General features: G+C 61.5%; 20 protein-coding genes. 7 read left to right on the top strand and 13 right to left on the bottom strand.

What is annotated here, in order from left to right; translation table 11 throughout:
- Nucleotides 1-16: 16 nt before the first annotated feature.
- From ubiB to ubiE, 3 genes are read right to left on the bottom strand one after another with little or no spacing between them, the layout of a single operon-like run.
- Complete coding sequence (ubiB, locus tag C2846_RS12650) at nt 17-1,609, bottom strand: ubiquinone biosynthesis regulatory protein kinase UbiB (protein ID WP_080048756.1); 1,593 nt, start codon at nt 1,607-1,609, stop codon at nt 17-19.
- The gene (locus C2846_RS12645; protein ID WP_080048755.1) at nt 1,606-2,229 is read right to left on the bottom strand and encodes a ubiquinone biosynthesis accessory factor UbiJ; all 624 of its coding nucleotides are present in this window, start codon (nt 2,227-2,229) and stop codon (nt 1,606-1,608) included. The genes ubiB and C2846_RS12645 overlap by 4 nt, the downstream gene beginning before the upstream one ends.
- Nucleotides 2,229-2,990 carry a bifunctional demethylmenaquinone methyltransferase/2-methoxy-6-polyprenyl-1,4-benzoquinol methylase UbiE gene (gene ubiE, locus C2846_RS12640; RefSeq protein WP_080048754.1) on the bottom strand — a complete coding sequence of 254 codons (762 nt, stop codon included), beginning with the start codon at nt 2,988-2,990 and terminating at the stop codon, nt 2,229-2,231. Before ubiE ends, C2846_RS12645 begins: the two co-directional genes overlap by 1 nt.
- 142 nt (nt 2,991-3,132) lie before the next feature.
- Here ubiE and C2846_RS12635 point away from each other — a divergent pair, with 142 nt between their 5' ends.
- From C2846_RS12635 to C2846_RS12625, 3 genes are all read left to right on the top strand, one after another.
- Nucleotides 3,133-3,408 carry a polyhydroxyalkanoic acid system family protein gene (locus C2846_RS12635; RefSeq protein ID WP_080048753.1) on the top strand — a complete coding sequence of 92 codons (276 nt, stop codon included), beginning with the start codon at nt 3,133-3,135 and terminating at the stop codon, nt 3,406-3,408.
- Nucleotides 3,409-3,571: 163 nt separating this feature from the next.
- Complete coding sequence (locus tag C2846_RS12630) at nt 3,572-3,994, top strand: phasin family protein (RefSeq protein ID WP_080048752.1); 423 nt, start codon at nt 3,572-3,574, stop codon at nt 3,992-3,994.
- Between the two features lie 20 nt (nt 3,995-4,014).
- Nucleotides 4,015-4,797, top strand: a complete 783-nt coding sequence (locus C2846_RS12625) for a phasin family protein (protein ID WP_080048751.1) — start codon at nt 4,015-4,017, stop codon at nt 4,795-4,797.
- Between the two features lie 52 nt (nt 4,798-4,849).
- Here C2846_RS12625 and C2846_RS12620 read toward each other — a convergent pair whose 3' ends face one another.
- From C2846_RS12620 to C2846_RS12575, 10 genes are all read right to left on the bottom strand, one after another.
- Nucleotides 4,850-5,476 carry a TetR/AcrR family transcriptional regulator gene (locus tag C2846_RS12620; protein WP_119701591.1) on the bottom strand — a complete coding sequence of 209 codons (627 nt, stop codon included), beginning with the start codon at nt 5,474-5,476 and terminating at the stop codon, nt 4,850-4,852.
- 9 nt (nt 5,477-5,485) lie between these two features.
- Complete coding sequence (locus tag C2846_RS12615) at nt 5,486-7,072, bottom strand: PHA/PHB synthase family protein (protein ID WP_080048749.1); 1,587 nt, start codon at nt 7,070-7,072, stop codon at nt 5,486-5,488.
- 75 nt (nt 7,073-7,147) lie between these two features.
- Nucleotides 7,148-8,011 (bottom strand): poly(3-hydroxyalkanoate) depolymerase, encoded by an 864-nt coding sequence (gene phaZ / locus C2846_RS12610; RefSeq protein WP_080048748.1) that lies wholly within the window; start codon nt 8,009-8,011, stop codon nt 7,148-7,150.
- Between the two features lie 7 nt (nt 8,012-8,018).
- Nucleotides 8,019-9,698, bottom strand: a complete 1,680-nt coding sequence (gene phaC / locus C2846_RS12605) for a class II poly(R)-hydroxyalkanoic acid synthase (protein WP_080048747.1) — start codon at nt 9,696-9,698, stop codon at nt 8,019-8,021.
- 196 nt (nt 9,699-9,894) lie between these two features.
- Nucleotides 9,895-10,275, bottom strand: coding sequence for a gamma-butyrobetaine hydroxylase family protein (locus C2846_RS12600; protein ID WP_080048746.1), 381 nt, complete (start codon nt 10,273-10,275; stop codon nt 9,895-9,897).
- Nucleotides 10,276-10,549: 274 nt separating this feature from the next.
- Nucleotides 10,550-11,890 (bottom strand): ATP-dependent protease ATPase subunit HslU, encoded by a 1,341-nt coding sequence (hslU, locus tag C2846_RS12595; protein ID WP_080048745.1) that lies wholly within the window; start codon nt 11,888-11,890, stop codon nt 10,550-10,552.
- A gap of 18 nt (nt 11,891-11,908) precedes the next feature.
- A complete protein-coding gene (hslV, locus tag C2846_RS12590) occupies nt 11,909-12,454 on the bottom strand; it encodes an ATP-dependent protease subunit HslV (protein ID WP_119701590.1) in 546 nt (181 codons plus the stop codon).
- 82 nt (nt 12,455-12,536) lie between these two features.
- The gene (locus tag C2846_RS12585) at nt 12,537-13,130 is read right to left on the bottom strand and encodes an SPOR domain-containing protein (RefSeq protein WP_080048743.1); all 594 of its coding nucleotides are present in this window, start codon (nt 13,128-13,130) and stop codon (nt 12,537-12,539) included.
- 5 nt (nt 13,131-13,135) lie between these two features.
- A complete protein-coding gene (gene argS / locus C2846_RS12580) occupies nt 13,136-14,881 on the bottom strand; it encodes an arginine--tRNA ligase (protein ID WP_119701589.1) in 1,746 nt (581 codons plus the stop codon).
- 76 nt (nt 14,882-14,957) lie between these two features.
- On the bottom strand, nt 14,958-17,174 hold the full coding sequence (locus C2846_RS12575) for a primosomal protein N' (protein WP_080048741.1): 2,217 nt from the start codon (nt 17,172-17,174) through the stop codon (nt 14,958-14,960).
- Nucleotides 17,175-17,432: 258 nt separating this feature from the next.
- On the opposite strand from C2846_RS12575, the gene rpmE reads away from it, so the two are divergent.
- The 4 genes from rpmE (at nt 17,433) to C2846_RS12555 (ending at nt 21,253) form a co-directional block, all read left to right on the top strand.
- The gene (gene rpmE / locus C2846_RS12570) at nt 17,433-17,645 is read left to right on the top strand and encodes a 50S ribosomal protein L31 (protein ID WP_080048740.1); all 213 of its coding nucleotides are present in this window, start codon (nt 17,433-17,435) and stop codon (nt 17,643-17,645) included.
- A 22-nt stretch (nt 17,646-17,667) separates the two neighbouring features.
- Nucleotides 17,668-18,450 carry a thermonuclease family protein gene (locus tag C2846_RS12565; protein ID WP_119701588.1) on the top strand — a complete coding sequence of 261 codons (783 nt, stop codon included), beginning with the start codon at nt 17,668-17,670 and terminating at the stop codon, nt 18,448-18,450.
- On the top strand, nt 18,451-19,893 hold the full coding sequence (locus C2846_RS12560) for a M48 family metalloprotease (protein WP_080048738.1): 1,443 nt from the start codon (nt 18,451-18,453) through the stop codon (nt 19,891-19,893).
- Between the two features lie 97 nt (nt 19,894-19,990).
- Nucleotides 19,991-21,253 carry a malic enzyme-like NAD(P)-binding protein gene (locus C2846_RS12555; protein WP_080048737.1) on the top strand — a complete coding sequence of 421 codons (1,263 nt, stop codon included), beginning with the start codon at nt 19,991-19,993 and terminating at the stop codon, nt 21,251-21,253.
- The last annotated feature ends 299 nt before the right edge of the window (nt 21,254-21,552 follow it).

The following is a 21,552-nucleotide window of genomic DNA, read 5'->3' as shown; positions in this document are numbered from 1 at the left end:
TATGTCATGCATCGCGCTAGCGGCGCAGTATCAGCCAGGCGCCAATGGCGCCGCTGAGCCAGTGTATGGCCGGCGTCTGGCTCCAGTCGCCGGGATTCAGGCCCAGCCCGGCGGCGCCGAATCCGAGCAGTAGCAGCCCGGCCAGGCGCAAAGGCCAGACCGACCGGCTGTGTGCTGAACGGGCCGGCTGCGGGTGAGCCAGGTGCTGCAGCGCCTGCTGAGCGTTGTCCAGTAGCAGCGGCAGACGTTCCAGGTGTTGCTGGGCATGGCGCCATTGCTGTTGGGGCAGTGCCCGTTCACGCATCCAGCGCTCCAGATAGGGCTGGGCGGTTGTCCACAGATCGAGATCGGGGTAGAGCTGGCGTCCCAAGCCCTCGATGTTGAGCAGGGTCTTTTGCAGCAACACCAGTTGCGGCTGGACCTCCATATTGAAGCGCCGGGCGGTCTGGAACAGTCGCAGCAGCAACTGACCGAAAGAAATGTCCTTGAGCGGACGTTCGAAGATCGGCTCGCAGACGCTGCGGATTGCTGCCTCGAATTCGTTGACCCGGGTGTCGGCGGGTACCCAGCCGGAGTCGATGTGCAATTGCGCGACCCGGCGGTAGTCGCGCTTGAAGAAGGCCATCAGGTTGCGCGCCAGGTAGGTCTGATCTTCGGGTGTGAGGCTGCCAACGATGCCGAAGTCGATGGCGATGTACTGCGGCTCCCACGGGTGCTTGTGGGCAACGAAAATGTTGCCCGGGTGCATGTCGGCATGGAAGAAGCTGTCGCGGAACACCTGGGTGAAGAAGATTTCCACGCCGCGCTCGGCCAGCTTGCGCATGTCGGTGCGTTGATCGGCCAGAGCCTCCAGGTCGGTCACTGGGATGCCGGTGATGCGTTCCATGACCAGTACCTTGTGGCGGCACCAGTCCCAGTAGATGCGCGGTACATAGAGTAGTGGCGAGTCTTCGAAGTTGCGTCGCAGTTGCGAAGCGTTGGCTGCCTCGCGCAGCAGATCAAGTTCGTCGAAGATGGTTTTTTCATAGTCGCTGACCACTTCGACCGGGCGCAGCCGCCGGCCTTCACTGGAGAGCTTTTCCAGGGCTCGAGCGGCCAGGAACAGCCACTGGATATCCTGGTCGATGATCTCGCCGATGCCTGGGCGAATGACCTTGACCACCACTTCGCTGCCATCCTTGAGTCGGGCGGCATGCACCTGAGCCACCGAGGCTGAGGCCAGTGGCTGATCACTGAAACTGGCGAAAACCTGCTCGATCGGTTGGCCAAGCTGCTGCTCGATCCGTTGCCGGGCCTGATCAGCCGGGAATGGCGGTACCTTGTCCTGCAAGTGGGCCAGTTCCAGGGCGATGTCGTCAGGTAGCAGATCGCGGCGGGTCGAAAGAATCTGACCGAACTTGATGAACACCGGACCCAGGTCCTCGCAGGCCCGCCGCAGCCGCTCGCCGCGGCTGAGCTGGCGTGGCGCCGGACGCAGTCGCCAGGGACCGATGGCCAGTAGCAGGCGCGCCAGCCAAGGTAGCGGCAGCGGGCTCAGCAACTGGTCGAGGCGATAGCGAATAAAGATCTGCAGGATGCGCAGCAGGCGCAGCAAGGCGGTCAGGTTCATGCGTCGGGCGTTTCCGGGTCCGTGGGGCCAAGTTGATTGACGCGGGCTTCCAGGCGCTCCAGGCGCAGCCGCAGGTCGTAAAGTTTGCGGCTGGCGACATCGGCTTCGTCGCGACCGATCAGTTGGCGCGACTCTTCGGTCAGGTACTCGCCCAGGGTTCGGGTCAGGCTGTCGTGGGTCTGGCCGGCCCAGTCACGACCATGGCGCAGCAGCTTGACGATCAGTGGGGCGACCACCGGACCGACCCAGCGGGCCAGCTCGGCTTCGCCGTCCAGACGCAGGTCAGCGATGATGTTTTGCAGGCTGATCAGTACCTGGCTGTCACCTGTGAGGGTCAGGGCCGGATCCTGCAACAGGCGTTGGCGCTGACTGCTCAGGGCCAGCCGGGCCAACAGCGCGCTGGGCGCGCTCAGCGTGCAGTCTGGCTCAAGTTCGGCGCTGGCCAGCAACTGAATACCGTCGGCGTCGGGGAGCAGGCACAGCTGCCAGTCAGGGTCGCGGGCCTGGATCAACAGTACCTTGCCGGCCAGTCGGCCAAGCCGTTGGGCGGTCACCGGGTCGCGGGCAACGGCCAGCGCCAGACTGCGTTCGATCCCGGCGAGCAGAGCCTGGGTCAGCATCAGGGCTTGATTCCCCGGTGCAGGGCAACGATCCCGCCGGTCATGTTGTGGTAACTGACCCGGGCAAAGCCGGCCTCTTCCATCATCGCCTTGAGGGTTTCCTGATCCGGATGCATGCGGATCGATTCGGCCAGGTAACGGTAGCTTTCGGCATCGTTGGTCACCAGCTTGCCCATCAGCGGCATCAGGGTGAACGAATACTGATCGTAGGCCTTGGACAGCAGAGGGTTGCCCGGTTTGGAAAACTCCAGCACCAGCAGGCGACCGCCTGGCTTGAGTACCCGCAGCATTGACTCCAGCGCACGGTCCTTGTGGGTGACGTTGCGCAGGCCAAAGGCAATGGTGATGCAGTCGAAGTGGTTGTCCGGGAACGGCAGGGCCTCGGCGTCGGCCTGGACGAAGCGCACATTGCCGGCCACGCCCTTGTCGAGCAGCCGGTCGCGCCCGACCTTGAGCATCGAGGCGTTGATATCAGCCAGCACCACCTCGCCTTCCGGGCCGACCAGACGCGAAAACTTGCGAGTCAGATCGCCGGTGCCGCCGGCGATGTCCAGTACCCGGTTGCCCTGGCGCACGCCGGACAGTTCGATGGTGAAGCGTTTCCATAACCGATGGATACCGGCGGACATCAGATCGTTCATCAGGTCATACTTGGCTGCGACCGAGTGGAACACTTCGGCGACCTTGTTGGCCTTTTCCGATTCGGCCACCGTCTGGTAGCCAAAATGGGTAGTGCGCTCGGAATCGTTGTGCTTGTTCATCGGCTTGCTCTGAGATGGCGGTTCAGCCACACATTCTAACCATTTTTTCCCCGTCAGCGGGGGATTTCGCCGAGACTTGCTGTCGCATGGCGACGCAGTTTGCGGCATGCTATGGGCCGATTAAAACCATAAGGAGCAGGCCATGGCCACCGTAGACATTACCCGTGAACACAGCTTGGGCAAGGACGTTGCCCGCGAACGCGCTCAGCTATTGGCCGACAAGCTGGCGCAAAAGCTGGATGCCAAGTGTGAGTGGTGCGGCGACGAGTTGACCTTCAAGCGCAGCGGCGCCGATGGTTCGATCCTGGTCAGCGATGACAGCGTGCGGGTCAAGGTCAAGCTGGGGCTGATGCTGACCCCGATGGCCGGGATGGTCAAAAGCGAAATCGAAAAGGCCCTGGACAAGTATCTGGCCTGATCACTGCTGCCGAAGTCGGGGTGCGTCCAGCTTCGGCGCTCTATGGTTTTGCCATTTTCGCGTTTTAGTATGCGTATTCTAATTTTCCTGCGTAGTTTGAGCATCAGGGATCGGTAACCGGTCCGGTGCTGTACCACTTTCAAACTGAACAGGAGTACTGAACATGGCCAAAACCACCGCCAAGAAAGTTGAAGAAACCACCGCTTCGCTGGTCAGCGACGTGAAGAGCTACGCCCATCAGATCTGGCTGGCAGGCCTGGGTGCCTATGCCAAGGCCGGCAAAGAAGGCGCTGAATACTTCAAGCTGCTGGTCAGCGAAGGCGAAGCTGCCGAGAAGCAGGGCAAGGAGCTGATTGCTGCGCGCCTGGAAGCGGCCAACAGCAAGATTGAAAGCTTCAAGGAAAAGGCCCGGGAAACCGTGCAGTCGAAAACCGGCGTGCAGCTGAGCAAGGTTGAAGAAGTGTTCGACGATCGGGTTGCCTCGGCCCTGGGCCGGATGGGTATTCCGAGCAAGAAGGACATTGACCTGCTGTCTGCTAAGCTTGATGATCTGAGTGCTGCACTCAAGTCACTGCAAAGCAAGTAAGGTCACAGAGGAGTTTCTCCATGGCGGGTAAGAAGAAACAGGAAAAGGACGCTGGCTGGGTCAGCGAGATCGAGAAGTACTCGCGGCAGATCTGGTTGGCTGGTTTGGGCGCATACGCCAAGATGGGCAAGGAGGGCGTCAAGCTCTTCGAAGGCCTGATCAAGGACGGCGAGGCGGCTGAAAAGGCTGCCAAGGCTGAGATCGACAAACAGGTTGAAGCGATCAAGGGCAAGGCTGACAAAGGCAAGAAAGACTCGCTGGATGCGGCCAAGACCAAGGTCGAGAAGGCTAAGGACAAGGTCACTGGCAAGTGGAGTGAGCTGGAAGAAGCCTTTGACAAGCGTCTGAATAATGCTGTGTCCCGCCTGGGGGTTCCCTCCCGTGATGAGATCAAGGCGCTTAATGCTAAGGTCGATGAGCTGACCAAGCTGATTGGTCAGTTGTCTGGCACCAAGGCGCCGGCTGCCAAGGTCGCGCCCAAGGCTACGCCGAAGGCTGCAGCCAAACCGGCCGCCAAACCGGCGGCAGCGAAACCGGCAGCCAAGCCCAAGCCTGCAGCGAAAGCGGCCGCAGCCAAAGCCCCGGCGGCCAAGCCTGTAGCCAAGCCCGCGGCAAAACCGGCAGCGCCAGCCAAGCCCAAGGCAGCGGCCAAGCCGAAAGCGCCGGCCAAGCCTCGGGCGCCAGCCAAACCCAAGGCGACCCCGGCTGCAACCAAGGCGGCTGAGCCGGCTCCGAGTGCTGCGCCAGCAGCGACTCCGGCCGCAGCTCCGGCTGCACCGAGCACGCCGGCCAGCACTAGCTGAGCATCGCGCTTGATCCGAACCGGGCCTCAGGGCCCGGTTTTTTTATGGCTGTTCAGACTTGACGTCGATAGCGCAGGATCAGCATGGCCCACCATTCCTGGGCCGGTGAGGCCAGGTATGGTTGCAGCGGACTCATGACCTGAATGACGGCCTGGACCGGGTCGGCCTGCTCATCACCGTAGGCGATGCGCTGATAGTCGAACCAGAACAGCAGGGTCTGGGATTGATTGTCCAGCAGCCACAGCAGGCTGTCGTCATCAAGTGTCAGGGCACCGCTGCGCTGCAAGCTGTGCAGCAGGTGCTCCAGGCTTTGGCGCAAGGCCTGTAGCCATTGGCGCATGGCGCGCTGGATAAAGGTGTGACGGCCCATCAGGTTGGACAGATCCTGGAACAGGAAGCGGTAGGTGATGATCGCCTCGAGCAACAGGTGCAGGAACAGCCAGTAGTCTTCCGGTTCCAGTTCATCGGGCATGGCCTCGACCCGCAGCAGTCCGCGGGTATGCTCGAGAAACGCCTCGAGCAAGGCTTCCAGCAATGCCTCCTTGCCCTTGAAGTGGTAGTAGAGGTTGCCCGGGCTGATATTCAGTTCGTTGGCTATCTCCAGGGTGGTGACATTGGGCTCGCCCTGCTCGTTGAACAGTTCGAGTGCACAGGCCAGGATCCGGTCGCGGGTTTTCATGATACTCCCTTAAAGAAGGTGCACATAACGGCCAGGGGCTGGTGCCAGTGCTGGATGTTGCGCGTTGCCTGGTGTTGCCGGTGCCGGTTGATGGGGGCCGCTGTGGTCGTGCAGCCATTGGCACCAGGCTGGCCACCAACTGCCTTCGTGTGTGCTGCTGGCCTGTTCCCAATGTTCCACTGTGGTGCTGACTGGGCTTTGGCGATAACCGGCGCGTGGGCGCCCGGGAGGGCTGATCAGCCCTTGAATGTGTCCGCCGCGACACAGGATAAAGGTGGCGTTGGGGTTTGGCGTTTCCGGAAAGCTCTGACGCCAGGGCACGATATGGTCCTGTTCGGCGCCCAGGTGCCAGCTGGGTATCTGACCGGGTATCGCCGGCCGGTTTTCGACGCCGGACTCCAGCCAGCCTAGTAAGTCATCGACCAGTTGGGCTGGTAGCCGGGTGCTGTCCTGGTTCCAGAACAGCACCGGGTCGGGGCGGGTTGGCTGGCCCTGCAGGTAGCGCTGCATGGCCTGCGGCCAGACCAGTTGTCCAGGGCGCAGCCAGGCGAAGGCGCTGCACAGCTGTCGTGGCGTCAGGCAGCCCTGGCGCCAGACCGTTCGGCGTAATTGCTGGCGGCTGGCTGGCCCGGCCAGACGGGTCAGGTCGCTGGGATGCTGTGGATTCTGCGGCGTTACCCAGAAACTGAGGCTGGCCAATTGTTCGAGTTCGTCCCGGCTACTGAGCAACTGCAGCAGTTGCCGGGTTACCAGCCCGCCGGCACAGATACCCAACAACGAGACCTTACTGCTGGCACTGAGCTGCCGGCAAGCCTCAAGGGCCTCGGCGCAGCTGGCGGCATAATCGGGCAGGCCCCAGTCGCAGTGGCTGGGATTGGGGTTGCGCCAACTGATGACAAAGATCTGGATGCCCTGCTCCAGAGCGTAGCGGATCAGGCTGGTGTCAGGAGTCAGATCGAGCAGGTAATAGCGGTTGAGCGGCGGCGGTATGATCAGTAGCGGGTACTCCCGCACTCTGGGCGTGCTGGCCTGATATTGAATCAGCTCGTAGCGCGCGGTGCGTGCGACCACCTGGCCTGGACAGGTCGCCAGATCGCGGCCGACCTGGAAAGCGTCTTCATCATTGAGTGGCGGTAGCGGTCGATCCAGCAGCAGATCCTGGCGCAGCCGTTGCAGCCCTTGGCGCAGAGGCGCGCAGGGGCCATTACTCCAGGCCTGTGCCAGTTCTGGATTGAGTGGGCTGTTGTGCGGCGACAGGCTGTCGGCCAGCAGCCTGCCGAGTAACGCCAGGCGCTCGCGCTCGGCCTCGGCTAATTGCAGGCCTTCGAGCCAGGTCCGGCTTTGTTGCTGCCAGAGTTGCCAGGCTTGCAGGGCTTTGTGACGCAGTGGCTGCTGCCAGCCGGGATGCAAACCCGGTGGCAGCGCTGCTGCGGCGCTGTCGGGTGTGCGCAGAAGCTGGCCAAGTTGCTGGAACAGAGCCAGCGTGTGACGGGCGTGATGGCAAGGTTGCTGGGGCAGGGTACGCAATAGCGACAGCAGGCTGTCCGCCATGTCGGCGGACGCTTGATTGGGGTCATGGATACTGCGTTCGGGCATCCAGCATTCCTTGTTATAGGTGTCCGTCCCTGGATGCGGCAATCGATCCTGGCTGAGCTGCTGTGGCGCAATCGCTCAAGGTTTGGTTGCCGGCCTGACGAGTTGCGGGCGTATGACTGCACGCTGCTTTTCCTCGGCCAGAAACCGCATGATGATCGGTGCCACCGCATCGGCCCGGGTCACCAAAAACAGATGGCCGTCGTCGATGACGTGCAGTTCTGCATTGGGAATGCGCCAGGCCAGCAGGCGCATGTTGACCAGCGGGATGATCGGGTCATCGTCGCCAGCCAGCACCAGCGTTGGCTGCTTGATCCGGTGCAACCAGTGAATGCTGGTCCAGCCCAGTCCGGCGAACAGTTGCCAGTAATAGCCCAGCTTGCCCGAGGAGCGAACCTTGGCGGCATGCGCCTTGGCCAGCTTCGGGTCGCGACGGAAGCTGCCGCCATAAATATCCGGGGCGATCTTAACCCCGTGCGAGGGTTGAATATAGCGTCGAGGGCTGGCCATCTTCAGCAAGACCCCGGGACGTCCAGGCACCATCACTGTTCCGGCCGAAGTCGCGGCCAGAATCAGCTTCTTGCAGCGTTCGGGGTAGTCGTAGGCAAACTGCTGGGCCAGTGCACCGCCCCAGGACACGCCAATGACATTGATCTGGCCGTAACCCAGGTAGTCGAGCATGCGCGCGGCCAGCCGAGCCAACCCCGGGAACCGGAACGGGGTCAGTGGGGTGGATGAGCCACCCACCCCGGGCACGTCGAAGGCGATCACTTCCAGCTCTGGGTCGAGTGCCTGGACAAACGGGAACACCAGCTCCAGATTGGCGCCGATGCCGTTGAAGATCAGCAGCGGCGTATGGTTGCCCTGGCCAGGGCGAACCGCGGTACGCAGGAACTGGCCGTCCACCTCAATGGTGCGAAAGATGAAATGTTGTTGCGGCATATAGGCCCTAGCGCTCGTGTACATAGGTACCCGGGGCGGCTTCCAGCGCCGGGTAGTCGTCGTTGCCAAGCACCGCCGGAGCCGGCTTCAGCTTGCCGGCGCGGGCATGCAACCAGTCGCGCCAGTATTGCCACCAGGAGTCGGACTGCTTGGTAGCCGTCTCCAGCCAATGCTTCGGATCTTCACTCATTTGTGAGTTGGTGAAGAACCGGCCCTTGGGGTTGCCGGGTGGGTTCAGAATGCTCTGGATGTGCCCGCTGGACGAGAGTACAAACTCACACTTGCCGCCGAGCAGTCGTGCTGAGCGGAAGCAGGCCTCCCAGGGAGTGATGTGATCGTTGAGGCCGGCAATGCAGAAGAAGTCGCATTTGACCTGTTTCAGGTCAATCGGGGTGCCGCAGACTTCCAGTGCACCAGGACGGGTCAACGGGTTGGTCTTGAACAGTTCAAGGAATTCGCCGTGCAGCGCGGCCGGTAGCCGAGTGGTGTCATTGTTCCAGAACAGGATATCGAACACCGGCGGCTCGTTGCCGAGCAGGTAGTTGTTGACCCAGTAGTTCCAGATCAGGTCGTTGGGGCGCATCCAAGCGAATACCTTGGCCATGTCGCGGCCTTCCAGTACGCCGCTCTGATAGGACATGCGTCGTGCCGCTTCGATCGACTTTTCGTCGGCGAATAGTGCAACCTGGGTTTTGACGTCGGTATCCAGCACGCTGACCAGCAGGGTGAAGGAATGGACTTTCTTCTCTTTCAGCGCCGCGAGGTGGCCAAGCAGAGACACCGTGGTGACGCCGCCCGAGCAGGCTCCGAGCATGCTCAGGTCCTTGCTGCCGGTGATGGCCAGCACCGCGTCGATGGCTTCCTTGAGCGCCTCGATGTAGGTTGACAGGCCCCATTCGCGCTGAGCCTTGGTCGGGTTGCGCCAACTGACCACAAAGGTCTGCAGGTGACTGCTAACCAGATAGCGAGCCAGGCTTTTTTCCGGTGACAGGTCGAAAACATAGAATTTGTTGATCTGCGGTGGCACTACCAGCACCGGGCGTTCGTAGACTTCCTCGGTAAGCGGCTTGTATTGGATCAGTTCCAGCACTTCGTTGCGAAATACCACTGAGCCCTTGGTCGTGGCCAGGTTTTGGCCAACCTCAAAGGCGTTCATGTTGACCTGACTGGGCATGCCGCCGTTGTGCACCAGGTCCTGGGCCAGATGAGTGAGTCCGTCGAACAGGCTCTTACCGCCGGTTTCAAAGAAGCGTTTGAGCGCTGCCGGATTCAGGGCGGTATTGGTCGGAGCCATGGCTTCGGTCATCAGGGCAATGACGAACTGGGCGCGGCTGATGTCCTGGGGTGTCAGGTCGGCTTGGGTAATCCAGGTGTTGAGCTCCTGACGCCAGGCCAGGTAAGTCTGCATGTAGCGGCGATAGAGTGGGTTGAGGCTCCAGGTCGGATCGCTGAAGCGTTTGTCGTCCGGGGCCGGGGCTATGTCTGAGCGCCCGAGCATTACGTCCTTGACCGCCAGTCCCAGGCGACCAACATGTTTGAGGCTGTGAATCGGCTGCTTGACGGTTTGGCGCAGTACCAGGCGGGCAGTGCTAAGCAGATCACGGGCCGGAATCCCGACCACCGGGTTGGGGCCCAAAATGTTTTCGCTGGCTTTTTGACTGATGTCTTCGTTGTTCTTGTTGGCCATGTTTACGCTCCGTTGTGATGCAGGTACAGCAGTGCAGCAAGCGCCATGCCAAAAACAGGAACAGGCTGATCGCTATGACCTGGAAAAATATTGCGTCCTTGAGACAAGTTAGCACGCACGCTGGGCGCTGTTAACCAGTCTTTCGGTACCGGAACTGGAATTATCGGAGAGAAAGATTACAGACTGGTTAGTCGGTTCAGGGCTTGAAGCGTACAACCGAAACGTCTGGGTCACGACTGGCACCAGCGGCGTCCAGTTGGTCGAGGTAGATTTGCCAGCGCTGGGGATATTCGCTGGCCAGTTGGTAGAGGTAATCCCAACTGTACAGACCACTGTCATGGCCGTCGTCGAACACCAGCTTGAGCGCGTAACGGCCGGCGGGTTCGACATTCAGCAAAGCCACGTTTTGCTTGCCGGTTTGCAGCACCGGTTTGCCATGCCCGCGGACTTCGGCTGAGGGGGAGTTGACCCGTAGGTACTCGGCCGGCAGCGCAAAGCTGCGACCATCGGCATAACCCAGCTCCAGGGTACGCGAGGTCTTGTGCAGCTTGATGGTGGTCGGCAGCGGAGCGGGCATGCTTGGTCCTGGTTGTCAGTTAAGGAAACACTGATTAAATCAGTTTCGGTGTTGACCCAATTGTCGCTGACCTGTTCTGGACACGCCGTGAACCCCCTCCGGGTCCGGCCAACCGATCACAGATCGGTCGGCGTTCGGCTGCGCACCAAGTATGCTTGGTAAACGCTTGCCTCACCCCTGGGGGCTTGACGATGCCCATCCGGGGCATCGACAGTCCAGAACAGGTCAGCGACAACCGGGCCACTGGACTTGCGTGCAATTAATCAGCGTTTCCTTAAAGAATATAGCGTGACAGATCTTCGTTGACCGCTAGTTCGCCCAAGTGTTGATCGACATAGCCGGCGTCGATCCGCAGCGGCTGCTCATCGTGCTTGGAAGCCAGGTCGCCGGCGCTGAACGAGACCTCTTCAAGCAGGCGCTCAAGTACCGTATGCAGGCGCCGGGCGCCGATGTTCTCGGTTTTCTCGTTGACCTGCCAGGCAATCTCGGCCAGCCGGGTGATGGCATCGCTGGTGAACTCGATGCGCAACCCTTCGGTTTCCATCAGCGCCTTGTACTGCTCGGTCAGCGAGGCATGCGGCTCGGTCAGGATGCGTTCGAAGTCGCCGGGTGTCAGCGATTGCAGCTCGACCCGGATAGGCAGTCGGCCTTGCAGCTCGGGGATCAGGTCCGACGGCTTGGTCAGGTGGAAGGCACCGGAAGCAATGAACAGAATGTGGTCGGTCTTGATCATGCCGAACTTGGTATTGACCGTACAGCCTTCGATCAGCGGCAGCAGGTCGCGCTGCACACCTTCGCGGGAAACATCGGCACCGCCACCGCTGTTGGCACGTTTGCTGACCTTGTCGATCTCGTCGATGAATACGATCCCGTTCTGCTCCACTGCCTCGATGGCGCGGCCCTTGAGCTCTTCCTCATTGACCAGCTTGGCGGCTTCCTCGTCGCGCACCAGCTTCAGCGCTTCCTTGACCTTGAGGGTACGAGTCTTGCGTTTGCCCTTGCCGAAGTTGGAGAACATGTTCTGCAACTGGTTGGTCATTTCCTCCATGCCCGGCGGCGCCATGATCTCGACCCCGACCGGGATGTCGGCCACCTCGATGTCGATGTCCTTGTCATCGAGCTGACCTTCACGCAGGCGCTTGCGAAACAGTTGGCGAGTGCTGTTATCCTCGCGCACCGGCTGGTCGCTGACGCCTTGTCGGGCGGGCGGTAGCAGGGCGTCGAGAATACGCTCTTCGGCCAGGTCTTCGGCGCGGTGCTGAACCTTGGTCATCTCCTGCTCGCGCAGCATCTTGATCGCGGCATCGACCAGATCGCGAACAATCGACTCGACGTCACGGCCAACATAGCCGACTTCGGTAAATTTGGTCGCTTCGACCTTGATGAAGGGCGCTTGTGCCAAGCGCGCCAGGCGCCGGGCGATTTCGGTTTTGCCGACCCCGGTGGGGCCGATCATCAGAATGTTCTTCGGAGTGACCTCGGCGCGCAGCGCTTCGGGGAGTTGCTGGCGCCGCCAGCGGTTGCGCAGGGCAATGGCCACGGCGCGCTTGGCGTTCTGCTGGCCGATGATGTGGCGGTCGAGTTCGTGGACGATTTCACGGGGCGTCATGGACATGGATGATTTCCGGTCGCCTCAGGTATCGGCGTCCAGCTCCTCGATGGTCAGGTTACGGTTGGTGTAGATGCAGATGTCGCCGGCAATATTCAGACTGGTTTCGACGATCTCGCGGGCTGGCAGGTCGGTATGCTGCAGCAGGGCAGTGGCGGCGGCCTGGGCGTAGGGGCCGCCGGAGCCAATGGCGATCAGGCCGTTTTCCGGCTCAATCACGTCACCGTTGCCGGTAATGATCAACGAGGCATCTTTGTTGGCGACGGCCAGCAGGGCCTCAAGACGGCGCAGGGCACGGTCGGTACGCCAGTCCTTGGCCAGCTCGACGGCGGCGCGGACCAGATGGCCTTGGTGTTTCTCCAGTTGCGCCTCGAATCGCTCGAACAGGGTAAAGGCGTCGGCGGTGCCGCCAGCGAAGCCGGCAATCACCTGGTCCTTGTACAGACGGCGAACTTTGCGGGCGTTGCCCTTCATGACGGTATTGCCCAGGGAAACCTGGCCATCGCCGCCGATCACGACCTTGCCGTGGCGACGAACGGATACGATTGTAGTCACACGCAGCTCCTGCATGGCTGGGAAAGAGGTGGCAGCGCACTGCCATGCAGGTTAAGTGGGGGCGCCCGCAGCGATTTCAAGCCCGGGCGCGGTTGGCTCAGTTGAGATTGACGGTGCGCTGTTGTAACAGCAGGTTATCGAACCCGTTGCCAGTCAGGGTTTGCTGGGCCTGGGTCAGGCTGTTGCGATCCTGGAACGGGCCAACCTGCACTCGGTACCAGGTCTCACCGCTGTTGAGCTTGGCGCTTTCCAGTTGCACGTCCAGACCCATCAGCAGGATCTGGGCGCGCACCCGGTCGGCTTCGCTGCGCTGGCGGAATGAGCCGGCCTGCAGGTAGAAGCGGGTAGCGACCTGCGGTTTGCTGGTTTCCGGGGGAGTGGCTGGCGTAGCAGGCGGGGTTGCCGGCACAGCACTCTCTGGCACTAGCACCTCGGACTCTGGCAGCAGGGTATAGAAGTCATAGCGCGGGCGCTGTTCCTGCACTGGCGCCGGGCGAGTGGGTTGCGGGGTCGGCTTGGGGGTGGCATCCCGGCGCACTCCATCGCGTCCCGGTTCCAGCTGGAACAGGAAGGCGACGAACAGGCCGATTGCCAGGCCGCCAACCAGCCACAGCCAGCCGGGAATGGCGCGCCGCTGTTTGGGTTGCGCCCGGCTGGCGCCGCGGCGGGGAGCTTTGCGTCCTTTTGCCATGCTGCTTACATGCGCTCCAGAGTCTCAATGCCGAGCAGGTTAAGGCCTTGCTTGAGGGTTCGTCCAGTCAGGGCTGCCAGGCGCAGGCGGCTGTCGCGTTGGCTGGCTTGTTCGGCGCTGAGGATCGGGCACTGCTCGTAGAAGCTGGAGAAGCGTCCGGCCAGTTCATACAGATAATGGCAGAGCACATGGGGCGTGCCTTCGCGGGCCACATAGTTGAGCGTCGGGCCGAACTGGGCCAGGTGCGCGGCCAGATCCAGCTCAGCCTCATGCTCCAGGCTCAGCGGCGCCAGGTCGTCGAGCTGCTGCATGTCGCGCTCAAGCTTGCGGAACACACTGGCCACCCGGGTGTAGGCGTACATCAGATAGGGCGCGGTGTTGCCCTCGAAGCTGAGCATCTGCTCAAAGTTGAAGCTGTAGTCGCTGCTGCGGTGCTTGGACAGGTCGGCGTACTTGACTGCACCGATCCCGACTGCGCGGGCGATCTGCTTGAGTTCGGCCTCGGGCAGGTCGTGGTTCTTCTGCTGAACCAGGGCGTAGGCGCGCTGTTCGGCTTCGTCGAGCAGGTCGATCAGCTTGACGGTGCCGCCGTCACGGGTCTTGAACGGTTTGCCGTCAGCGCCGTTCATGGTGCCAAAGCCCATGTGTTCGAGCTGCATCTCGGCCGGGACGAAACCAGCCTGGCGCGCTACGGCGAATACTTGTTGGAAGTGCAGGGCCTGTCGCTGGTCGACAAAGTACAGTACCCGGTCGGCTTGCAGTTGCTCATGGCGATAGCGCATGGCGGCCAGGTCGGTGGTGGCATAGAGGAAACCGCCGCCGGCCTTTTGCACGATCACTGGCAGCGGTTTGCCTTCGCTGTTTTTGAATTCGTCGAGGAATACGCATTGGGCGCCTTCGCTCTCGCTCAGCAGGCCGCTGGCGCGCAGGGACTCGACCACGCCTGTGAGCATGTCGTTATAGGCGCTTTCGCCACGCACATCGGCGGCGCTCAGGCTGACACCCAGGCGGTCGTAGACGGCCTGGCAATGGCCCAGCGAGATGTTGTTGAAACGCTGCCACAGAGCCAGGCATTCGGCGTCGCCGGCCTGCAGCTCGACCACCCGCTGGCGCGCACGATCAGCAAATTCGGGGCTGTCGTCGAAGCGCTTCTTGGCCTGGCGGTAAAAGTGCTCAAGATCGCCCAGCTCGGCCTCTGCATCGACGCTGTGTTCTTCCAGGTAGGCCAGCAGCATGCCGAACTGGGTGCCCCAGTCGCCCACGTGGTTCTGGCGGATGACGCTGTGGCCGAGAAACTCAAGTACCCGGGCTACGGCATCGCCAATGATGGTTGAGCGCAGGTGGCCGACGTGCATTTCCTTGGCCAGGTTCGGTGAGGAGTAGTCAACCACCACACGCTGCAGGGGATCTGCTGGGGGAACTCCCAGCTTGGCATCGGTCAGCGCCTGCTCCAGTTGGCGGGCCAGCCAGGCACTGTCCTGGAAAAAGTTGATGAAGCCGGGGCCGGCGATGCTGACCTCGCGCACGGCTTCGTGGGCAGGCAGCGCGGCAATCAGCTTTTCGGCCAGATCACGCGGTTTCATGCCGGCCGGTTTGGCCAGGGTCATGGCCAGGTTGCTGGCGAAATCACCATGGGCCTTGTCGCGGGCGGTTTCCACCTGGATTTTGGGACTCAGGTCGGTAGGCAGTACGCCTTGCTGTTGCAGGGTGCTGACGGCGCTGGCGAGCAGTTGGCTGATCAGGTTTTTCATGGCTGTGTGGTCTTCCGGCAGGGGGCCATCGGGGAAACCGGCTATTATCCCGTTTCAGGGCGGACTTGCCAAATGCTCAGAACATGTCGAGCGGATCGACATCCAGCGACCAGCGGACCTTGCGGCCCAGCGGCTCCTGCTCCAGCAGGCCGAGCCAGGGGTGCAGCAAGCTGTGCAGGGTAGAGCGCTGGTCGGCCAGAACCAGCAACTGAGCTCGGTAACGCCCGGCGCGCCTCTCCATCGGCGAGGGTACCGGGCCGAGCAGTTCGATACCCTGCAGCCCTTGTTGGGTCTTGAGATGCTCGGCCAGATCGCAGGCCTGATCGAGGAAACTTTCGGTCTGGTCGACCCGATTGGCTTCGGCGCGCAGCAGGGCAATGAAGCTGAACGGTGGCAGATGGGCTGCCTCGCGGGCGCTCAGTTCGCGCTGGGCAATGGCCGGGTAACCATGCTCGGTCAGATCAATCAGCAGGGGATGTTCGGCCATATGGGTCTGGATTAGCACCTGCCCGGGCTTGTTTGCCCGCCCGGCGCGGCCAGCTACCTGGGTAATCATCTGAGCCATGCGTTCGGCGCCGCGAAAGTCGGCGGAGAACAGGCCGCCGTCGGCATCGAGGATGGCGACCAGGGTGACATCAGGGAAGTGGTGGCCCTTGGCGAGCATCTGGGTGCCGACCAGCAGGCAGGGGGCGCCGCTGTGAATGCGGGTCAGCAGCTTCTGCATGGCATCCTTGCGCGCAGTGCTGTCGCGATCGATCCGCAGCACCGGAGTATCGGGGAAGCGCTGGCTCAGATGCTCTTCGGTACGCTCGGTACCGGCGCCGATCGGACGCAGGTCGGCACTGTTGCATTTGGGGCAGTGGCGATCAAGCGGGCGCTGGCTGTCGCAATGGTGGCAGTGCAGGTGGCTGGGCGCCTGATGTACGGTCATGCGGGCGTCACAGCGTCGGCATTCGGCGATCCAGCCGCAGTCATGGCACATCAGTGTAGGAGCAAAGCCGCGCCGATTGATAAACACCAGCACCTGATTGCCCTGCCTGAGATGCTGGTCGATAGCCTGCAACAACGGTTGCGACAGGCCGCCCTCCAGGGGGCGACTGCGAATGTCCAGGCACTGGAAACGAGGAGCCTGGGCATTGCCGGCCCGCTGGGTCAGGCGTAGGTGCCGATAACGTCCGCGCTGGGCGTTGTGCAGGGTTTCCAGCGATGGGGTGGCCGAGCCGAGAATGACCGGCATGTTTTCCAGGTGACCGCGATACACCGCCAGATCGCGGGCGTTGTAGCGCAGACCGTCCTGCTGTTTGTAAGACAGGTCATGCTCTTCATCGACGATCAGCAGGCCCGGCTGCGCCAGCGGGGTAAATACCGCCGACCGGGTACCGATGACAATCCCGACTTCGCCGTCGCGGGCGGCAATCCAGGCATCCAGGCGCTCACGGTCGTTGAGCCCGGAATGCAGAATCACCACTGGTGTGCTGAAGCGTTGGCGAAAGCGTTCCAAGGTCTGTGGGGTCAGACCGATTTCCGGGATCAGCACCAGGGCCTGGCGGCCCTGGCGCAGGCAGTGTTCGATCGCCTGCAGGTAGACCTCGGTCTTGCCGCTGCCGGTCACGCCCTCGAGTAGCCAGGTATTAAAACCTGGGGTCTCCAGAATCGCCGCTAATGCGGCCTGTTGCTCGGGGTTGGCCGTCAGTGGGGCCTCTCTTAATAAAGGCAGCGGCTCATGGCTGTGGTGTGGGGACTGGCTGATGCGCCTAGCCAGGCCTTTGCGCTCCAGCGCCTCAAGGCTGTCGCGGCTAAGCCCCCATTGGCTGATCAGTGCATGCGACAGGCCGTGGGGGTGGCGGGCGAGGATCTGGACCGCGTGCTTCTGTTTCTGTGCCCGGCTCAGGGCCGGATGTTCCGGGTAGGCGCCTGGACAGAGTTGCCAAAGCACATCCTGGCGAGCCAGGGCTGGTTCGCCCTGGCGCAGCAGCACCGGCAGGGCGCAGCTCAGGGTGTCACCCAGGCTGTGCTGGTAGTATTGCGCGGTCCAATAGCATAGTCGCCACAGGCTGTCCGGCAGCAGGGGCTTGAGGTCTATCAGCTCCAAGGCTGGTTTGAGTTTGGCGGCAGGCACATCGCTATGCTCGGCCAGGCCGGCGATCAGACCAACCAGTTGCCGTTGGCCAAAAGACACGCGTACCCGCTGGCCGATCTTAAGCTGCTCAGGGTGCACGCCAGCCGGCGCCCGGTAGTCGAACAGGCGGCGCAGTGGCGAGGGCAGGGCAACTTGCAGTATGGGTCCGGGCACGGGCGTTCTCTGGTGATGACCTGGATGAAACTGCGCTGATGTTAGCATCAGGGGGCGGGGAACAACGCCTTATATATGCCGGATATGTTCCTGAAGTGCTGGTAAATAGCGCCGATGCTTGCGTCTGGGGTGGATTCTGGTATCATCGCCGGCCTATTTTCAGATCCCTTGTGCGTGAGCCCGGGAGCTGGCGTACAAACACCGTGCGGTGCCTGATCAAGTCGGTCCGGTGGCGGCACACCCAAAGAGGAATTCATCATGAAAGCTGATTTGCATCCCGCCTACGCAGAAGTCGAAGCTACCTGCAGCTGCGGCAACGTGATCAAGACCCGTTCGACTTTGTGCCAGGCGTTCCACATCGACGTGTGCTCCGAGTGCCACCCGTTCTACACCGGAAAGCAGAAGGTCCTGGACACCGGCGGTCGTATCGAGCGCTTCAAGCAGCGTTTCGGTGTGGTTGGCACCAAGTAACAAACTGCACGGCCCTGCAAGGATGGCAAGGCAAGCAGCCAAGAAGGCGCTCCTGTGGGGCGCCTTTTTTGTTGCCTGCAGTTTGCTCCAGCCGGTTGCGGCCGAGATTTGCACGCCACCTGCCGTTGCTGAGCTGGTAACTGCGGCCCGGGTCATCGATGGCGATACTTTGCGCCTGGAGGACGGGCGGCGTGTGCGGCTGATCGGCATTGATACGCCCGAGATTGGTCGTGAAGGTCGTGCGTCTGAGCCGTTCGCTGAACAGGCCCGGGAGCGTTTGCAAGCGTTGGTGCGCGAGCCGGGCTTGCAGTTGGTGGTTGGTCAGCAGGCGGAGGATCGCTATGGGCGGACTCTGGGCCATCTGTTTACCGGTCGAGGTGCCAATATCGAGGCGTTGCTGCTGGCCGATGGGCTTGGGTTCGCGCTGGCGGTGCCGCCTAATCTGGCGCTGCTGGAGTGTCATGCCGCGGCCGAGGGTGAGGCCCGCCGGGAACTGCTGGGAGTGTGGCGCCAGCCGCCGCTGCCGGCGGCCCGGGCGAAGGCTGGTTTTCAGGTATTGCGTGGCAGGATCGCTCGCGTGCAGTCGGCCGGACGTTATCTGTGGCTGGAGTTGGATGGGCCTATTGTGCTGCGACTGGCTTTGGATGATGCCTCCCTGTGGGCAGCGTCGCCGCAGCACTGGCATGGCCGTGAGGTTGAGGTGCGTGGCTGGGTCATTGACCGGCGACAACAGACGGGGGTAAAACCAGGGTTTAAGCCATTCATGTTGCCAGTGCGTCATCCGTTCATGCTGGGGCTGCAATAAATGTCTGGGCCAGTTGTTCTTTTGTCAGGGTTGTTGTTGCTGGTCGTGTTGACCGGCTGTGCGCCTAATCCGGTGACGGGGCGGCAGGATTTCGTGATGATGTCCGAGGCTCAGGAGCTGACGCTGGGTCGCCAGGCTAGTCAGCAGCTTGAGCAGCAGTTGTCGATGGTTGGGGATGAGGCTCTGCAGGCTTACGTGCAGGGCGTAGGGCAACGCTTGGCGCAGGCCAGTCATCGCCCGGGCCTCGATTACCGGTTTCGGGTGGTCGACAGTGCTGATGTCAACGCCTTTGCCTTGCCAGGCGGGCATATCTATATCCACCGTGGGCTGCTGGCCTATCTGAACTCCGAAGCTGAGCTGGCTGCTGTGCTTGGTCATGAGCTCGGTCACGTCACCGCCCGCCATGGGGTGCGTCAGCAGAGTATGGCCATGGGTACTGGGCTGCTCAGTGATCTGCTGACCATCGGGACCGGTGTCAGGGCGGCCGGCGACCTGAGCAATATATTGGGTACAGCGATGGTCCGTGGTTATGGGCGAGAGATGGAGCTGGAGGCCGATGGGCTGGGTGCCGAGTATCTGGCGCGCACGGGGTATCGACCGCAGGCCATGTTGAGTGTCATTGGTGTACTCAAGGATCAGGATGACTACCATCGCCAGCGTGCGGCGGCCGAGGGGCGTGAAGTGGCGGGCTATCATGGGCTGTTCGCTACACACCCTACCCATGATCAGCGTCTGCGCCAGGTGGTGGCCAGGGCTGAGGCGCTGGCCGGCGATCAGGCGCAGCATGACGGTATTGGGGAGTATCTCAAGGCGATCGACGGATTGGTGTACGGCAGCAGTGCGCGTGAAGGGATTGTGCGCGGCTCGCAGTTCTTTCATGTTGACCTGGATCTGGCCCTGAGTTATCCGCAGGGCTGGGTGCTGGTCAATCGGCCGGATGTGTTGCTGGCGCATACGCCGGATCAGCAGGGGTTTATCGCATTGGTGCTTGAGCGTCTGAGTCGGCCATTGACAGCAGAGGAGTTGCTGCGCCAGCGTGCTGGTAACCAACGTCTGGTGCAGGAGCAGGCGTTCAGTGGCCCGGGTTATCAGGGCTATATGGCGATCATTCCCGGCAATCAGGCGCGCCGAGTGGCCGCCATAGTTCGGGGTGAGCAGGCCTTTCTGTTTGTCGCCGGATTCAGGGGGCGTGGCCCGCTGGAGTTATACGATGCGGGCTTTGTCGAGGTAATCGGCAGTTTTCGTGCGCTTGAGGCTAGTGAGCGTGCGCAGGCCGAGCCGCTGCGCATCCGTTTGCGGCGTGCCAGGGTTGGCGACAACTACGCCAGCCTAGCGCAAGGCAGCCCACTTGGCGAGGAGGCTGAAGCGCGGTTGCGGCTGCTGAATGGGCACTGGCCGACAGGTGAGCCGGCGGCGGGTCAATGGCTCAAAGTTGTAAAATAATGTCCTCGTCATATATTCCGTGAATAATCTTGTTCGGGTACATGCTTTTCGGTATTCTCGGCCGTCCGCATGAGCAACTTGACTGGAATTTTTGACCATGTCCGATTTGAGAACCGATGCACTTGCCTATCACGCCAATCCGCGCCCGGGCAAGTTGAGCGTTGAACTGACCAAGCCTACCGCTACTGCCCGTGACCTGGCGTTGGCCTACAGCCCGGGTGTTGCTGAGCCGGTACGCGAGATCGCCAAGGATCCCGAAAACGCCTTCAAATACACCGGCAAGGGCAACCTGGTTGCGGTGATTTCCGATGGTACCGCGATTCTCGGTTTGGGTAATCTGGGGCCGCTGGCGAGCAAGCCGGTCATGGAAGGCAAGGGTGTGCTGTTCAAGCGCTTTGCTGGCGTCGACGTGTTCGACATTGAGGTCGAAGCTGAAAGCCCTCAGGCTTTCATTGATACCGTCAAGCGTATCTCCTGCACCTTTGGTGGCATCAACCTGGAAGATATCAAGGCGCCTGAGTGCTTTGAGATCGAGCGCGCACTGATTGAGCAGTGCGACATCCCAGTATTCCACGATGATCAGCACGGTACTGCTATCGTTACCGCTGCGGCCATGATCAATGCTCTGGAATTGGCCGACAAGACCATCGAAGATGCCAAGATCGTCTGCCTCGGTGCCGGTGCTGCGGCCATCGCCTGCATGAAGCTGCTGGTATCCATGGGTGCCAAGGTTGAAAACATCTATATGCTCGACCGCAAGGGCGTGATCCATGCTGGTCGTGATGATCTGAACGAGTACAAGGCGATCTTCGCCACTGAGACCGACAAGCGCACTCTGACCGACGCGCTCAAGGGTGCTGATGTATTCGTTGGTCTGTCTGGTCCGGACCTGCTGCCGCCAGCCGACCTCAAGCTGATGGCCGAAAACCCGATCGTATTCGCCTGCTCCAACCCAGATCCGGAAATCAAGCCGGAGCTGGCTCATGCGGCGCGTCCGGACGTGATCATGGCTACTGGCCGCTCCGACTATCCGAATCAGGTCAACAACGTGCTGGGCTTCCCCTTTATCTTCCGTGGTGCGCTCGACGTGCGTGCAACCCGGATCAATGAAGAGATGAAGATCGCTGCGGTTCATGCCATCCGCGAACTGGCCAAAGAGCCGGTGCCGGAGTATGTATCCGAGGCCTACGGCGGCATCAAGCTCGAATTTGGTCGTGAGTACATCATTCCCAAGCCGATGGATGTTCGTCTGATCGAGCGCGTACCGGCTGCCGTGGCTCAGGCTGCTATTGATTCGGGTGTGGCGACTCAGCCTTACCCTGCTCACTACCCGCTGATGTCGGTAGAAGACGTCAAGTAACGCGGTTTGGTGGTCGTACAAAGCCCCGCCTCTGGCGGGGCTTTGCATTTGTGCAGTAAAAGTTTTGGAAAAAGTCTTGACGGTGTTTTGAAAGTGCCTATAATGCGCCTCTCGCTGATCGCGGCGCTTTGTTTAAAGTGCTTTAGGATCAATGGGTTACGGGTCTCTCGAGGCGAAATAACCGGTTGACAGGTCAGCGAAACGGCGTAGAATGCGCCGGCCTCGGAAGGGCGGAGTGATCGGTTCTTTCGGGTGCTGATTCGGGCTTGGATTTGCGCTTCGAATCGAGTTTGACGGAA

The sequence above is a fragment of the Pseudomonas jilinensis genome, from assembly GCF_003586265.1.
GTDB classification, from domain to species: domain Bacteria; phylum Pseudomonadota; class Gammaproteobacteria; order Pseudomonadales; family Pseudomonadaceae; genus Halopseudomonas; species Halopseudomonas phragmitis.
This window is presented reverse-complemented; position numbering and strand designations above follow the sequence as displayed.

Coding starts and splice junctions, on each gene's coding strand:
- C2846_RS12645 (WP_080048755.1), bottom strand. CDS start 2,229: ATGCTGACCCAGGCTCTGCTCGCCGGGATCGAACGCAGTCTGGCGCTG.
- C2846_RS12620 (WP_119701591.1), bottom strand. CDS start 5,476: ATGAAAACCCGCGACCGGATCCTGGCCTGTGCACTCGAACTGTTCAAC.
- hslV (WP_119701590.1), bottom strand. CDS start 12,454: ATGCAGGAGCTGCGTGTGACTACAATCGTATCCGTTCGTCGCCACGGC.
- rpmE (WP_080048740.1), top strand. CDS start 17,433: ATGAAAGCTGATTTGCATCCCGCCTACGCAGAAGTCGAAGCTACCTGC.
- hslU (WP_080048745.1), bottom strand. CDS start 11,890: ATGTCCATGACGCCCCGTGAAATCGTCCACGAACTCGACCGCCACATC.
- C2846_RS12565 (WP_119701588.1), top strand. CDS start 17,668: ATGGCAAGGCAAGCAGCCAAGAAGGCGCTCCTGTGGGGCGCCTTTTTT.
- C2846_RS12555 (WP_080048737.1), top strand. CDS start 19,991: ATGTCCGATTTGAGAACCGATGCACTTGCCTATCACGCCAATCCGCGC.
- C2846_RS12625 (WP_080048751.1), top strand. CDS start 4,015: ATGGCGGGTAAGAAGAAACAGGAAAAGGACGCTGGCTGGGTCAGCGAG.
- C2846_RS12615 (WP_080048749.1), bottom strand. CDS start 7,072: ATGCCCGAACGCAGTATCCATGACCCCAATCAAGCGTCCGCCGACATG.
- C2846_RS12560 (WP_080048738.1), top strand. CDS start 18,451: ATGTCTGGGCCAGTTGTTCTTTTGTCAGGGTTGTTGTTGCTGGTCGTG.
- C2846_RS12630 (WP_080048752.1), top strand. CDS start 3,572: ATGGCCAAAACCACCGCCAAGAAAGTTGAAGAAACCACCGCTTCGCTG.
- ubiE (WP_080048754.1), bottom strand. CDS start 2,990: ATGAACAAGCACAACGATTCCGAGCGCACTACCCATTTTGGCTACCAG.
- ubiB (WP_080048756.1), bottom strand. CDS start 1,609: ATGAACCTGACCGCCTTGCTGCGCCTGCTGCGCATCCTGCAGATCTTT.
- C2846_RS12585 (WP_080048743.1), bottom strand. CDS start 13,130: ATGGCAAAAGGACGCAAAGCTCCCCGCCGCGGCGCCAGCCGGGCGCAA.
- phaZ (WP_080048748.1), bottom strand. CDS start 8,011: ATGCCGCAACAACATTTCATCTTTCGCACCATTGAGGTGGACGGCCAG.
- phaC (WP_080048747.1), bottom strand. CDS start 9,698: ATGGCCAACAAGAACAACGAAGACATCAGTCAAAAAGCCAGCGAAAAC.
- C2846_RS12600 (WP_080048746.1), bottom strand. CDS start 10,275: ATGCCCGCTCCGCTGCCGACCACCATCAAGCTGCACAAGACCTCGCGT.
- C2846_RS12635 (WP_080048753.1), top strand. CDS start 3,133: ATGGCCACCGTAGACATTACCCGTGAACACAGCTTGGGCAAGGACGTT.
- argS (WP_119701589.1), bottom strand. CDS start 14,881: ATGAAAAACCTGATCAGCCAACTGCTCGCCAGCGCCGTCAGCACCCTG.